This is a genomic window from Arthrobacter sulfonylureivorans (genome assembly GCF_047607445.1).
In the GTDB taxonomy this organism is placed as follows: domain Bacteria; phylum Actinomycetota; class Actinomycetes; order Actinomycetales; family Micrococcaceae; genus Crystallibacter; species Crystallibacter sulfonylureivorans_A.
On the sequence record NZ_JBLKRT010000004.1, the window covers coordinates 42,769 to 57,004 of the forward strand.

Below are 14,236 nucleotides of genomic sequence, written 5' to 3' on the forward strand. Positions count from 1 at the left end.
GGGGACTATTGTTCGAGGTCGGACTGCTGGCCGGCGTTGGCCTCGGCGGCGCCGTCGATCTGTTGGTTGATGATGGCGTCCTGCTGCGACACCGCGGTCGCTTGGCTGTCTATCGACCCGATATTCGCGGCAACTGCTGCGTCAATCGGTGCGGCGACGTTCGCATTCGCGGCCACGGCACCGTTGATCGGGGCGGCTATGTCGGCATCCGCGGCAAGGTCAACGTTGATGTTGAGCAGGTTCCCGTCGAGGCTCGAGCCCAGGCCTTCGGTGACCGATCCAGTGTCAGGCAGTGTGCCGTCTGGCAGCAGCGCCGGTTCGGTGGCCTCCTCCCCGGTGATGCCCTGCTCCGGCAGGCCGGAATCTCCCGCGTCCGCGTCCGTGCCAGCAGCTGCGGAGCCTGCGGGTGCCTCTGTACCGTCCACGGTGTCGTTGCCTTGGTCGATGGTGCTGTCCTGTGCAGACTCGGCGGTCGCGTCGGCAGCGATGCCCTGGTCGATGATGACTCCCTGATCGGACAAGGCCTGCGCGGTGGAGCCGTCGGAGAGGATGTTGGCCGAGACGGCAGCATCGATGGGGGCCGCAACGTTAGCATTCGCTGCCACGGCCAAGTCGATCGGGGCGGCCGCATCGATGGCCAGATCCAGGTCCGCATTCAAATCCAGAATGGAGGCGACTTCCTTGTCCGGCAGCGCGGTCCCGGACTGGGCTTCGAGTTCCTCCGGCGACAGCGGTGTGGGTCCGTTTTCGTTGCTCATCTAAATCTCCGTCTCCGGCGCTACGCGCCTGCTGTTCCAACAGGTGGTCGAAAGATGTCGATTCTTGTCAACGGCCCGGCTGCACCGGGCCCTCGTCGTCAGCCTTCCTCTGTGCTCGATGAAAAGCATACTGATGAATCCTTCCATCGGGAAGCCAATCAGAAGTTATTGCTTCGCAACGTCGCAACCTGTGGCGTTGCCAGTGCCGCGGCTAGCGTGAAACAAACGCTGATACACGACAGGCTTGGAGAGACGATGCGCAAGGTGGCCACCCTGACAGCTGCTGTCGCCCTGATGCTGCCGCTGGCTGGTTGCGGCAACGGCCTAAAGCCCGAGGCTTCCGCACCGGAGCCTCTGGGAGGATCCGCCATTGAAGCTGCGAGGGAGTCCGGGGCGTTGCCCGCATCTACAACTGCCGTCCCTACTTCCAGCCCCCCCGCTGGAATCCCTGGTCGACGATTTAGGCTTCGTCGGCCTCAAGGACGTTCCGGCGTTCTATCTGGCGGCGGTCGAGAGCTTTCCCCATGCCCTTCCCGCAGGTACGAACTGGCCTGCAACTATTCCCAAAGGCTATGACGATCCTCACGCACGTTACGAAGCCGACTCGCTGGGCGAGAGCATCGCGTCCACGTACTGGCGCTGCGCTTGGGAAGGCGAGTTTCTGGACGCCCACGAAGGTAGCGATCAGGGCCGGCAGGCAGCCGCCCTGGCAATGCTCGATATCTGGGTTTCCGATCCCTACTTCGCGAAATTCTTCGAAGACCCTGAACAGGTCTGGAAAAGCCACATACTCGACCCTGCCAAAAACGGTGAGCTTCGACGGATGAAGTCCGAGCACTGGAACTGCCCGAAGCCGGGCTAGCCACTACTTGTAGGGTCTCAACCCAGTTGGCACTCCTGGACCGTCAGAACCGCAATTCTCAGGATATTTGTCATTGCAGTTTCTCAATGATCCTGTCATCTGGCACCACTTTGAATACATAGCATCAACCATTCCGATGCTTCGATGCGATCCAATCGAGGCGCTGCACATTAGCTAAGACTGTTCCTAACAGAGGTTCCTGCACGTTCAAGATAAGAACAGGAAGCGCAATTTGAAAGACACTTAACCCCTGTGTGGGAGTTCTGGGACGAACCCCCACACAGGGGCAGTTGCATATCAGTACCAATCCGCAGACAACTATTCTTGCCCTTGAAGATGTCTCGGCCTTCTATGAACAAAGGGAGAAGCGGGAACCCAACATTCAGGCCCGAGCATCTCCTTTACTGGCCACTTTTCCCTGATAGCTGTTCACGAAACGGGCTCGTGAAGGACCTCAAAGTTCGGATGAGGGATCGTCTCAACGTCGACTTCGTTGTTGTTGACGAGATCAAAGAACGGGACGCGCGCCACAGTAGCTCGCACCTTCTTTTGAGGTGTTCCGGGACGGCCCCACACTACTGTCAACTCCTGGCCGATTTCGACATGCTTCTTGCTGACAAAAGCAATAGAGATCATTCGCCGGTAGAAGACGCTGTTGATTCGGCCGGTCGAAGTGCCAATCCGGTCACCCTTCTCGTCGAGAACCCAGTCTGCATGGTAAACGAATCCCGAACGACCGTTGGTATTGAAGTACATGTCCACTAGTCGTTCGTCGATCGAGTCGTAGGGCTCTACGTCTCGCCCTCTGAATTGGGACGCGAATATATCCGCAACGTCCTCTTCGTTCCAGACCAATGTAACGGCCGTGCGGTCGTCGGTCTCGGCGGCCTTCAGCAACGCCTCTCGACCTATGAACTCATGATTGAAGTCGACCAGTTTTCTCCAGCCGACCTGTAGTGGCGTGACGAACCGGTCTTCGATTTCGTTACCGACACTGCCAACCAACTCGCGGTACTTATTGAACATTGCCGAATGGGGTCGCGTGTCGAAGAAGGCCGCGAGATCGGGGTCTTCGTACCACGGTAAGGGATAGTGCAGATTTATGTTTGGAAAGCCCGCCTCTGTGTGCTGCATCATGTAGGCCGCCTGTCCAAGCTTCTTCATTCCGAACCGCTGACCGGCTTCCCAGATGGCGCGGTAAACAGCTTCGGTGTCCGCCATGTCGCCATGGAGTTCGTAGGCAAGGCCTCCGGCCATGCCAAGTCGAATAAGACGGACCGGGACGCCTGCAATCATGGCTACGCGGTGCCTGGCAAACCTGATGTCGTGAAGGTCTTCCCCAGCCGCTTGTTCGAGTATCTCGAGCGACCGGGGTCCAGCTACCTGAATGAAAAATTCCTCAGATGTCCTGTCAGTGCCTTGCACATCAAATGTGCTATTGAGCAGCCGGTACTCCAAGACAGGGGCGAGCCAGTATGAGCGGTAGGTGTCCTCGGAAATGCGTGCCAAGACTCCGTCGGTAAGTATCTGCCCCTTTTCATTGCACAACACTGCGTGGCGGATTTGACCAACTTCGAAGTTAACGAGGGAATTCACGCATACCGAACGGAGGAACTCAAGAGCTTCGGTTCCACTAACGTCGTACACCGGTGAAATTCCATGGAGCGCGGTACAGATATGTGCCGTCGTTTTGGATGCGAGTATTTCGGAACGTGCACCTTCATACTCAAAGGGGACCTGCCTAGGTCCCGCCTGGAAAAGTGTAAAGACTCCCTCAGCAATAGCAGTAGATGCTGACATCTGTTAGTTCTCCTTTAGGTTCTGCGTGCTTCGTTGCACTGCGGTTGGGCCGGCATTCGTTTACTCCGAGTTCGTTGTCATTTGCACCTGCGATGACGCAGCGTCCGCCGGCCTTTCGTCAGCCCTTCATCGTTGACGTCCTTGTCCAGGTCTTGCGGCCTGGAAGTGATGGATTGTTCAGCCATCATTCTGCCCGCGCAGGGTTGATTCGCCCTTACGCGTTTTATGGATCGCGTATGAGGTCAGGTATTCTCACGCTAAGGGCCGCGTGCAAGGGGCGGAACGAAGGCCCCAAGCCGCAGGGCAGGCGAATAATGCATCGTTAAGTCGTGCTGCAAACTTGGCGAAACATACCGCACCACCGTCGCGGACAATTCAGGATGACGACCATTCTTCCGCCGCCCCTGGCATCGTCCGCGCAGTTAGGGCGGCGATATGATGGATTAAGCGTTCTCGGGCGCGAGGACGATGTCGAAGCGGGTGTGTACCCAGCCTTGTCCGTCGAGGTCGCGTCCGTCCGGGGCCGGCACTCCGGGAGGATGTTCCACGAAGTCTTTGATCAGCGATTCCTTGACGCCGAAGACCGTGTCGGATTTGAGCAGGTGGTCTCCGCTGACGAAGATGTGCGTGACTAGGGTGCGTTTGCCCGATGCGGTGACCATGAAGTGCAGGTGCGAGGCGCGCATCGGGGACCGGCCGGTTGCTTCGAGTATCTGTCCCACCGGGCCGTCGTGCGGGATCGGGTATGGGGTCGGGGTGAGGCCCCAGAAGTTGTAGTTGCCGTCCTGGTCAGCGAACAGGTATGCGCGTCCGGCGACCCGGCCGTCGGTGTACTGGACGTCGTAGAAGCCGTCTTCGTCGGCTTCCCAGACTTCGATCCGTGCTCCGGGGACCGGGTTGCCGTCGGTGTCCCAGACGGTGCCTTCGACCCAGCAGGGCTGGCCGGGGGCGCCGCCGGCGATATCGCCGCCGATCGCGACTTCGGGGGCGTCGTCGACGAAGTACGGGCCGAATACGGTGGCCTCCGTGGCGTTCATGTAGGCCTCATTGTTGACGTTGATGGTCTGCATTGAGGCGCCGAGGACATCGGAGAGCAGGATGAATTCCTGCCGCTTGTCGTCGGTGATGTGGCCGGTGGCGGTGAGGAATTCGATGGCCCTATTCCATTCGGCTTCGGTCAGGCGGACATCGCGGATGAAGGCGTGCAGGTGGGTTACAAGGCCTTGCATGAGCTGCTTAAGCCGCGGGTCGGTGCAGTTCTCGAACGAGCGCAGGACATTCCGGGTCAGGGTTTCCTCGACGGCGGACTGCTCGGCTAAGACGGCCGGCCTCGATCCGCTGGTGTGGCTGGTGTCAGTCATCATGGTGCTCCTTGTTCGCGGGTCGGATTCTGGGCCCATTGGAAGGGGCTAGTTGGCACTGCTCCAGTGAGGGCGTCGGACAGCAACATTGTGATGTTCTCTTCTGTGACAGCGACAGGGTTGGACGAGGGCGCCGCAGCTACGATTCGGCTTGTCGCTTCGGCTATATCTCGGGTGGTGAATTTGTCACCGCGCAATTGTCCTGGTGCCCCGAGCATGGTGTGCAGACCACTGAGGGCGGCAACGGCGGCCGCTGCCGGATCTTCTCCTGGATCCTGGGTGCCCAGGGAACCTGCCAGTCGGGCTGCCAGCTCGGGGACCGCAGGAGCATTCAGGGCAAGCACATATGGCAACACCGCAGCGTGGGTGGGTGCGTGTGGAAGATCGAACGTGCCACCGAGCACATGGCAGATTTTGTGGTGAAGGCCTGATCCGGCGGACGCGAAAGCTACAGCCGAGAGGTAGCAGCCGTAAAGGGCTTGCTCGCGGGCCGAGAGGTCGTCGGGGTGCGCAACGAGACCCCGCAGGGCGCCCGCAAGCGACCGCGCGCCCTCCAGCGCCAGCGCTTGGTTGATCGGATCGGCCCGGGGCGCCCACAGTGAATCCACCGCATGGGCCAGTCCGTTCAGGCCGGAGGAAACTGCCAGCTCTAAGGGCAGGGGGAGCGTCAGCTCCGCGTCATAGACGACGGCGGCTGGCAGCACCTTCAAATCGATTCCGGTGCGCTTTGTGCCGTTCTCCGTCAAGCCCCACATATTCGTCGCTTCCGACCCGGAGAAAGTGGTGGGTACGGAAACAATCGGTACGCTGCTGGTTAACGCTATGGCCTTCGCCAAGCCGGTCGCTGACCCCCCGCCTACCGCCACCAGAAGGTCGACTTCGGCCTCCGCCGCGGCTGCACGGGCTCGCTCGGCGTTCTCCACCGGGACATGCTGACGGACCTCGTTCCAACGCAGAGCCACGGGAATCGCGGCCGATAGTGTGGAGACCAGTTCATGGTCGCGGTTGGAGGCGATGAGCATGACACGCTGCGCGCCAAGCCGCTGGCCCTCGGCGGCAACGTTTTGGGCGAAACGGCCGGATTCGAAGACCACGCGCTGGCCCAAAGTGATGTGCTCGAAGTTCAAAGGCAAAGCGGTTCCTTCCGATGGCCGAATTCGTGCAGGGCAAATCGCAGGTTCAGAGTACGGAGTGGCGTCCCAGATGATGCCATGTCCGGTCGTGGTAGATAAGCGGAGACACAGCCGCTGGAGCCTCGGTGACGCTGCTTTCGAGGGCTTCTACAGCAACAATTGTTGACCCGCCCGCGTCCACGGTATTGGCGATTCGTCCTCTTATCCGGTTGACGACGGAGTGGAAGATGGGCTCGCCGGTACTGAGCCTGCGCCAGAGAGTGAGGTCAGCAAACCTGTCCAAACCGCTCGTCGAGCAGAGTTGGGCGATAGGGAGGTCATGAGCTGTTAGTAGGTGTATTACCACCGTTTCGGCCTTGAGTATGGCAGCGCTGGCCGACGAGGTTGAGGAAAGTGAGAAGGCCAGTATGGGAGGGGCGGCACTGATGGAAATAACTGAAGTAGCGGTCAAAGCGACGGGACCGTCGCCTGGGTCGGCAGTGATCACTGCGACGCCTGCAGGATGGTTTCTGAAGGCCCTCTTGAAATGATCTGCTGACAAAACGTCATTGGTGCTGTTGCGCTGTTGGACTGCAGTGTCCATTGCGGAACTCCCTTCCGAATTCGGTGACCCACCAAGCAGGAAGGCCAATTGGTCCTACGAACCTATGGCTACGGGAGAATAACGGAACAGCAGGAGAATACCCGAACGGCTACCTGATCAACATCGCCAGTTCGGATGCACGGAAGACGCGTATGCGTAGTTCCACGCGAATTAGCGCTACCTTGCAGCGGCGAGAAACTTTCACTTCTAGGCTGGCACTCATCCGGCTATATCGTCTTTGATTTTAGGAGGCCATCTTGTCTAATTCGCCATTGACTGGGCGTACCGCACTTGTGTCGGGTGCAGGAAGGGGCATTGGTGCAGCCCATGCAGCAGCGCTCGTACAAAACGGTGCCAAGGTCGTGCTCGGTGATGTTGATGCGAAGGCGGGTGAAGCTACCGCACTGGAACTTGGGGCCGCCGCTCGGTTCATCCGACTCGATGTCACGAACCCAGATGATTGGTCTGCTGCGGTCACAATGGCCGAAGACCCGAAGTGGGGCAGCGGACACGTCGATATCTTGGTAAATAACGCAGGAGTTAGCATTCCGCGCTTACTGGAGGATATGACTGTGGAGGAATGGCAAAAGACCCTGGACGTGAACCTCACAGGCCACTTCAATGGGATCTCGGCCGTGATTTCCTCCATGAAGCAGGCCGGCGGCGGAGCCATCGTCAACACGTCTTCGATGACGGCAACGGTACCGGTCACCAAACTGGCACACTACGTTGCGACCAAGATGGCGATCGACGGTCTGACGAAGGTAGCTGCGCTTGAGTTGGGGCGGTACGGCATCAGGGTCAACTCTCTGCATCCCGGCTATATCGACACAGCGATGATGGGCGGCGCCCGGGAGGACGCCGTGGCTGGGAACCTTCCCATACCGCGGTTCGGGCGGCCGGAAGAGGTAGCCGACATGATGATTTACATCGTTTCCCGTGCAGTTTATTCAACTGGCAGCCAGTTCGCGGTTGACGGGGGAGTAGTCTCGGGTATTGAGCACGGCTAAGCCATTAACCAGCAGGTCTCTGGTACCGTGCCGCGGAAAATCCCCTTGAAGGTGATACGCCGTGCTGTAGTTCAATCCAAGCTCGACGATTTCATCATCAAGAGATCGGAACGTGGCGACAGCAGTGGTGCGTGTGAATGTATCGAGCTGAACCATCAGATGGAGCTGCTGCGTGGAACGGTGGCACGTCGGGCGATTTGCCCCTACTCCCCCAGGCCTGCTTGTGGAGCTGGCGAAATCCCAGTCCTTGCGAGCGCTTGTACCGGCGGCATAATACCGCCAGCACAATAGGCTGAAAACTTTCAGGACGGTACCGCTGCGCCCGTGAGGGATCCGGGCGGAACACGGCCACGGCCTACGTTGGAAGTTCAGCAAACGCTTACGGATGACTGGAGTAATCCACGGGCCGGAGCAGCAAAGTCCTGCTGCTCCGGCCCCAGTCTTCTTGTGCCGGAGCAGCAGGATTTGACTTCCGTTTGATGCCGAACAGTTCAACGTGAAGAAAACGGCTTCTGCTGCGCCAGGATAGATCAGCTGGTCATGGAAACATTTCCGCTTTCAGTTGCCTTGCTGCCGGTCGGGAAGGGATAGGTCTTCGGTAGGAACAGCAGGAGGGCTGCTGCGATCAGGAGTGCCCCGGCGAAGAGGAACAGCACCGACGTGTAGGTGCCGTTGACGTCAAATGCCGTCCCCAAGACAACCGGTCCCAGACCGGTGCCGATTCCGGCGGCTCCAAAGAGGTAGCCTGTCAGTTGGCTGTAGGAGTGAAGGCCGAAGTAACGCGAGGCGAGAAAGGCGATGAGGTCTGTCTCGGCGCCTGCGGCGAAACCAATCGTGATCAATGCGAAAATAGGTGCCGTCCCGGAGGCCAGGAAAACGATGCCGAGACATGCCACAGCGAATACAATCGCGCCAACCTTCGGCGCGTGAAAGCGGTCGTAAAGCAGGCCGGCAAAAATTCGTCCTGCGATTGATGCCATACCTAAAGCGGCGAGAGAACCCGCCGCTTCCGCGGGACTCCAACCGTTGTCTGTCAGCAATGGCACGGCGTGGATGGTAGTGCCTACGATAACCATCGTGGCCAGCAGGACCGAGGAAGCCAGCAACCAAAAGGTGCGATTCCGAAGCGCGGAGCGAACCGAAATACCGGTGAGCTTTTGTGTTGCTTGATCCGCAGCCAAGGGGTGCACAGTTGTTCCTGGGACTTCACCTGGTTTCGGGTCGCGGACCAGGCCGAGGACGCAGGGAAGAGCCACGATTAGCAACAGTGCTGCAAGCCCGAAGTAGCCTGCGCGCCAGCCGAAGAGGCCAACAAGATACTGCGCGTATTGGGGAATAACTGCCTGACCAATGGCAACCCCGGTTACAGCCAACCCAATGGCCAAGCCGCGGCGGCGGTCGACCCATCGGGCTACCGTCTTGACGTAGGAGACCGGGTTCTGAGGACCCCCGGTCACTGCCAACAAGGCGACAAGGAGGACATAGACCCCCAGGACGGCTGGCGTAACCGCCAACGCGGCAAGGTTGAGGGCCATCAAGATTACGCCGACTGGCACAACGCGCCGCACCCCCCATTTGTCGATGGCGGAGCCCACCATAGGTTGTACCAGCACGCTCAAGAGGCCGCCGATTGCAACGCCGGCGCTGATCGCACCACGGCTCCATCCGAATTCGTCGCTAATCGGTTTCAGAAACACGCCGCTGGTACTCATAAACAAGGGAACTACTGACACCGAGAGAGCTGCCGCTGAACCGGCTACCACCATCCAGGCCCGGCGGCCGTGTTTCGAAACCGTGGCGTCGGCGTCGAGTCCGGAGGTGTTGGAGGAATTGTTAATATCAGGCATGCCTGCATTGAGCATTTTTGTTTTTCCCATCGACTTTGATGTGGTATTGAACGCAAAGAGCAGATTAGATGCGGTGCACCGGCTTCTTTTCGAGTCCGTGCAGTAAATGTTTCGATGCGGCTCCCCCTTCTTAGTGGTAGCCGCGTGCATCGTAGGGACCTAAATCTGTGGAGATGGACTGGAGCGGTTGTTCCCGCTCTCAGGATGTAAGCCGCCGACCCCGTACTACCCTGCTGTTGGGCGGTGGGCATACCAGTTCTAGCTATACAGAGCGGCTGAGGCACTAAGCAGGTACAGCGCCTGGTTTTTGAGGACTCAAGCCCTTCGGGGCCGCCGGCTTCTATACCCCAGGGACAAGACCAGTCTCTGGGATAGCAGGTGGTCTTCCACGAGAGTTGTTTGTCTTGGCAGTCGGTTTATTCAGGCCCCGGCGATAGTTTTTCAGGGCTCCGCCCTCTAGCCGATCAGGTACTTGGACATTGCTTCTCCTATCATTAGTCGTCGAACGCTGTGGCAGTACGTAAGTAAGAGTTGTGCGAGGGGCTGCTCCATGATCAGGCATGTGTGAGTACGACGCCGGTGATCAGCGACCGATCGGCGGCCGTCTGCATCGCTTCGTCGGCTTGATCGAGAGTGAAAGTAGTGCTGAGCATGGCGGCAACGTCCAACTTGCCCCGTTCGATCAACCGAGCAATGCGCGGCAGATCGCGGTTGAGGAAGCCTCCACCGCTTTGGGATCCGCGTACCTGTTTGCCAAAAAGTGAAAGCGGGACACTTGGGAGACTGACGGTGGATGATTGCAAGGGAGCGACCATGCTGGTAGCGACTATGATGCCGCCGTTGCGAGTCAGGCTGAATGCCTCCTCGACGCTTCCTTGCGCTCCCGTGGCTTCTAGTGCGACGTCGACGCCGCGCCCCATGGTCTTGGCCAAAACGAGAGCTGCCGTGTCATCGTTCCAAGGATCGATGACAGTGGTGGCACCGAGCGTGCCGGCGAGTTCGCGTCGGGCCGGCAACGGCTCGACGGCAATGATGTTTGCCGCGCCGGCCATACGTGCCGCCTGAATCATCCACAAGCCGAGGTGGCCGCAACCAAGAACCAGCACGTCGTCTCCGGGCTTGACCTGTCCCACTTCGATGACTGCTCCCACACCCGAGATCGCCCCGCATCCCAGAAGGGCTAAATGTTCGGGTTCCAAGTCGCTGGAAACGACGGCAAAGTTTCGTTCGTAGTACGTCATGTATTCACTGAACGTCCCAACCCCGCCAACCCCGACGAGAGGAAGCCCGTGGGAGGTCGTTCCCACGTGTGGGGGATTGAATGTGTCCTGCCAAAGTTTCTCGCACTGGGACGGAGTCCCCTGCCGGCAGCTGTAACAACTGCCGCATTCCATGCTGCCAGCGATAACCACACGATCCCCAACCTGGGCTTTGACGGTGTTGTGGCCCACTGCCTCCACGACCCCGGTTGCGCTGTGACCGGGAACGACCGCAATCGGCGCAGCCCGATCCCCCGCGAGCGTCAATTTGTCTGTGCTGCACACAGCCGAGGCATCGAGACGGACAATTACCTGTCCCTCGCCAGGATCGCTGAGGGTTATGTCCTCGACCACTAGCGGTTGCTGGGGTTCGAGGGAAAGAGCTGCGCGCATTCGAACTTCCTTATCTATCTGCTGGTAGGGAGTGGGCTGAGACCAATGATTGCCTGTCACGGGAGAAGGCAGAACACCTATTCGATCAATCACGTATGCAAACACGTAGGTCTACGCTAGGGATCCCTCCGAGTGCCGCGGAACAGTAGTGGTCGATGACGACCCTGAAGGAGTTTCGATGACCACCCCTGTCGACACGAAGGACGACACCGTCCCGGCCAGCCTCACCCTAGAGGAGGCTTTGAACAGCGCACGGACCCTGGGACAACTTGTCCGGGATGAGGCCGCTGCCACTGAAGCGCGGAGCTATCACTCCGAGGAACTGCACCGCGGGTTCCTGGCTGCTGGGTTTTACCACCTACTGAGACCTAAGACTTTTGGTGGATACGAATTTACGCTCGCGGAGTTCCTACTGGTCATGCGTGAGATTGCGCGAGCCGATATGGCGACGGGCTGGTGTCTTACCCTGGCCTCAGGACATAACCTCCAGGTCGCCTCGCTGTGGCCGGAGCATGCGCAGCGGGAGATTTTCTCCGGCCCCTACTTTGCCGCTCCTATGACGAGCGCGCCCGCAGGAACTCTCACCCGGGTGGAAGGCGGGTTCATCGTCAACGGCAAGCACAGCTACGCTTCCGGGGTCCCGTACTCCACCCACTTCTCGGGACACGCCTTCCATGACGACCGCCCGGGCGTCGTGTCCACGTTTATTGCCCCGCGGGAAAGCTACACCGTCCTTGACGACTGGGGGCACACCCTTGGCTTAAAGGGGAGCGGCTCCCACTCCGTGCTCTTCAGCGACGCCTTTATACCGGGACACTACGTTCTGGAAGGAGTGAACCAGACCGCATTGGACATATCCACCGGAACACCGGGTCTGGCGCTGCACGGCAATCCGATGTTCGGGGCTAGTGAGATCGGTTTCTTTGGGGCCGAGTTGGCCAACCTCGCGGTCGGAGGAGCGCTGGGAGCCTTGGACGAATACGCAGCACTGATGCCCCATAAGAAGACCACTCGGCCTCCTTTCCCTAACCGGACCGAAGATCTTTTCTTCCAGCACCGCTTCGGTGTAGCCACGGCAAAGCTTGAATCAGCGCAGGCTACGTTGGACCACGCGGCAGCACTGTTCCAGCAGTTCGTCGAGCGGACTGCCGAAGGCGGAGACGCCATCACTCCGAAGGAAGATTTCCTCGTCCACCTTGTAGCCTCACAGGCCGGGGAGATCGCCTGGGGTGCAGTACAGGAGATCCTCTTCAAGAGTGCAGGCTCCAGCGCCGTTGTTAACGGTTCGCGGCTCGAACGGATATTTCGTGACCTCAGCCAATGGTGGTCCCACCTCAACACAGTGATGGCAGACCCCGCTGCCACCGCGTACACGCGCGCACATTTCAACGTCGGCGAGTTCGCGAAGGACCCGCTATGACCAACACCGCTGCCACCTTGTCCCTTCCCATGCCCACTAACCAAGATCGCGCACACAACTCCAACATCGCACGCCTCCTAGTCCAGGGCGTGGACCAGCCCGGGATCGTCTCGACCGTCTCGTCGGCGCTGACCGAAAGCGGGGCCAACGTCATCGCTCTGGACCAGTTCTCGACCGACGCGCAAGGCGGCGCATTCTTTCAGCGAACTGAATTCCACATTGAAGATCTTCCCGCCGCCCTGCCCGCGTTGGAGCGTAGCCTGGGTGCGGCCTTGAAAAACTTTGACCTCACTTGGCACCTGGCACCTGCTGCGAGTCGGAAGCGTGTGGCGATCTTCGTGTCGAAAACGGATCACTGCCTGCTGGACTTGTTGTGGCGGCACAAGCGCGGTGAGACTGCGATGGACATCGTCATGGTGGTCTCCAACCATGCCGACCTTGCCGAATCCGTCCGGCCATTCGGTATCCCGTACTTCCATGTACCTGTATCCGGGGACAAGAAAGAGGCCGAACACCGCCACCTCGAACTGCTCAACGGCAATGTCGACCTGATCGTCCTTGCCCGCTACATGCAAGTCATCTCCGAGAACTTTCTCGACGAGGTCGGGACCCCCGTCATCAACATTCACCATTCCTTCCTCCCTGCATTCATTGGCGCTGGTCCCTACCAGAAAGCCAAAGACAGGGGGGTGAAGCTGATTGGGGCAACTGCCCACTACGTGACAAAAGATCTCGACGAGGGGCCCATCATCGAACAGGACGTCATCCGTGTCTCCCATGATGGGACAACGCGACAGCTAATGAGATCCGGGGCAGACGTCGAACGTGCAGTCCTCTCCCGAGCTGTGTCTTGGCATTGCGAAGATCGGGTCATGTTGCACGGCAACACCACGGTGGTGTTCTAAGGTGGGAGCCCGCATCCTCGACGGCCGGCAGGTCGCACAGTCACGACGAGACCGGCTGGAAAAGGACATCGCTAATTACAAATCAATGACCGGAACTGTGCCCGGCTTGGCTACCGTTCTAGTTGGCGACGATCCGGCAAGCGAAGTTTACGTCGGCAACAAACGAAAGGCTTCCACCCAAGCCGGTATTCGTGACTTCCATCGCCGCCTTCCCGCTGGAGCGTCACAGGCTGAGGTCAAGGCAGTCCTCGCTGACCTAGCAGCAGAGAGCGATGTCTCCGGCATTCTTTTGCAACTTCCGCTGCCGGCCGGCCTGGACCCGACGCCGCTGCTTGAAGTTATTCCCGCAGAGAAGGACGTCGATGGACTGACCGCAGCGTCAGTTGCACTGCTCACTCAGGGGCTGCCCGGTTTGCGTCCCTGCACGCCCAGCGGGGTCATCGCCTTGCTGGACGCAACGGGTGTAGAGATGGAAGGGAAACACGCAGTTGTAGTGGGACGAAGCGAACTCGTAGGCCGGCCCTTGGCCCAGCTACTGCTGCAACGCCACGCCACCGTGACCATCGCCCACTCCCGCACCATAGACCTGCCGGGCATAACCTGCGGAGCCGACATCCTTGTGGTCGCTGCCGGCGTGCCCGGACTCATAGGCGCTGAACATGTTAAGAAGGACGCAATCGTCATCGACGTAGGGATTCACCGCACCCGCGGTGGTTTGGTTGGAGACGTGAAATTCGACGAGGTGGAAGAGATCGCGTCTTGGATCACACCTGTGCCCGGCGGTGTCGGGCCTATGACCATAACCATGTTGCTGGAGAACACCTTCACAGCCCATAAGATGCAAAAGGAAGCAACAGTGGGGATCGCCGCGTCCCCAATGGTGTCACACCACGAGTAGGAACAGT

Annotated in this window: 12 protein-coding genes; 5 read left to right on the top strand and 7 right to left on the bottom strand. The window is 59.4% G+C overall.

The window, feature by feature from the left end; translation table 11 throughout:
- Positions 1 to 5: 5 nt before the first annotated feature.
- Entirely contained in the window at positions 6 to 758 is a 753-nt protein-coding gene (locus ACMX2H_RS02970) for a peptidoglycan-binding protein (protein WP_414958901.1), read from the bottom strand.
- Between the two features lie 370 nt (positions 759 to 1,128).
- On the opposite strand from ACMX2H_RS02970, the gene ACMX2H_RS02975 reads away from it, so the two are divergent.
- Positions 1,129 to 1,620, top strand: coding sequence for a hypothetical protein (locus ACMX2H_RS02975; RefSeq protein ID WP_414958902.1), 492 nt, complete (start codon positions 1,129 to 1,131; stop codon positions 1,618 to 1,620).
- A 429-nt stretch (positions 1,621 to 2,049) separates the two neighbouring features.
- Here the strand turns inward: ACMX2H_RS02975 and ACMX2H_RS02980 are convergent, their stop codons facing one another.
- The 4 genes from ACMX2H_RS02980 to ACMX2H_RS02995 all read right to left on the bottom strand — a co-directional run bounded on the left by ACMX2H_RS02980 (position 2,050) and on the right by ACMX2H_RS02995 (position 6,497).
- Positions 2,050 to 3,420 carry a hypothetical protein gene (locus ACMX2H_RS02980; protein WP_414958903.1) on the bottom strand — a complete coding sequence of 457 codons (1,371 nt, stop codon included), beginning with the start codon at positions 3,418 to 3,420 and terminating at the stop codon, positions 2,050 to 2,052.
- A 443-nt stretch (positions 3,421 to 3,863) separates the two neighbouring features.
- Positions 3,864 to 4,781 (bottom strand): dioxygenase family protein, encoded by a 918-nt coding sequence (locus ACMX2H_RS02985; protein WP_414958979.1) that lies wholly within the window; start codon positions 4,779 to 4,781, stop codon positions 3,864 to 3,866.
- Positions 4,781 to 5,914 (bottom strand): maleylacetate reductase, encoded by a 1,134-nt coding sequence (locus ACMX2H_RS02990; RefSeq protein WP_414958904.1) that lies wholly within the window; start codon positions 5,912 to 5,914, stop codon positions 4,781 to 4,783. Before ACMX2H_RS02990 ends, ACMX2H_RS02985 begins: the two co-directional genes overlap by 1 nt.
- 46 nt (positions 5,915 to 5,960) lie before the next feature.
- A complete protein-coding gene (locus ACMX2H_RS02995) occupies positions 5,961 to 6,497 on the bottom strand; it encodes a flavin reductase family protein (protein ID WP_414958905.1) in 537 nt (178 codons plus the stop codon).
- A gap of 257 nt (positions 6,498 to 6,754) precedes the next feature.
- On the opposite strand from ACMX2H_RS02995, the gene ACMX2H_RS03000 reads away from it, so the two are divergent.
- Positions 6,755 to 7,507, top strand: a complete 753-nt coding sequence (locus ACMX2H_RS03000; protein ID WP_414958906.1) for an SDR family NAD(P)-dependent oxidoreductase — start codon at positions 6,755 to 6,757, stop codon at positions 7,505 to 7,507.
- Between the two features lie 530 nt (positions 7,508 to 8,037).
- On the opposite strand, the gene ACMX2H_RS03005 is transcribed toward ACMX2H_RS03000, so the two are convergent.
- Positions 8,038 to 9,354 carry an MFS transporter gene (locus tag ACMX2H_RS03005; RefSeq protein ID WP_414958907.1) on the bottom strand — a complete coding sequence of 439 codons (1,317 nt, stop codon included), beginning with the start codon at positions 9,352 to 9,354 and terminating at the stop codon, positions 8,038 to 8,040.
- Positions 9,355 to 9,908: 554 nt separating this feature from the next.
- The gene (locus ACMX2H_RS03010) at positions 9,909 to 11,006 is read right to left on the bottom strand and encodes a zinc-binding dehydrogenase (protein WP_414958908.1); all 1,098 of its coding nucleotides are present in this window, start codon (positions 11,004 to 11,006) and stop codon (positions 9,909 to 9,911) included.
- A 148-nt stretch (positions 11,007 to 11,154) separates the two neighbouring features.
- Here ACMX2H_RS03010 and ACMX2H_RS03015 point away from each other — a divergent pair, with 148 nt between their 5' ends.
- From ACMX2H_RS03015 to folD, 3 genes are read left to right on the top strand one after another with little or no spacing between them, the layout of a single operon-like run.
- The gene (locus tag ACMX2H_RS03015) at positions 11,155 to 12,426 is read left to right on the top strand and encodes an acyl-CoA dehydrogenase family protein (protein WP_136787529.1); all 1,272 of its coding nucleotides are present in this window, start codon (positions 11,155 to 11,157) and stop codon (positions 12,424 to 12,426) included.
- 29 nt (positions 12,427 to 12,455) lie between these two features.
- Entirely contained in the window at positions 12,456 to 13,331 is an 876-nt protein-coding gene (purU, locus tag ACMX2H_RS03020) for a formyltetrahydrofolate deformylase (protein ID WP_414958980.1), read from the top strand.
- 1 nt (position 13,332) lies between these two features.
- A complete protein-coding gene (folD, locus tag ACMX2H_RS03025; protein ID WP_414958909.1) occupies positions 13,333 to 14,229 on the top strand; it encodes a bifunctional methylenetetrahydrofolate dehydrogenase/methenyltetrahydrofolate cyclohydrolase FolD in 897 nt (298 codons plus the stop codon).
- Positions 14,230 to 14,236 lie beyond the last annotated feature (7 nt).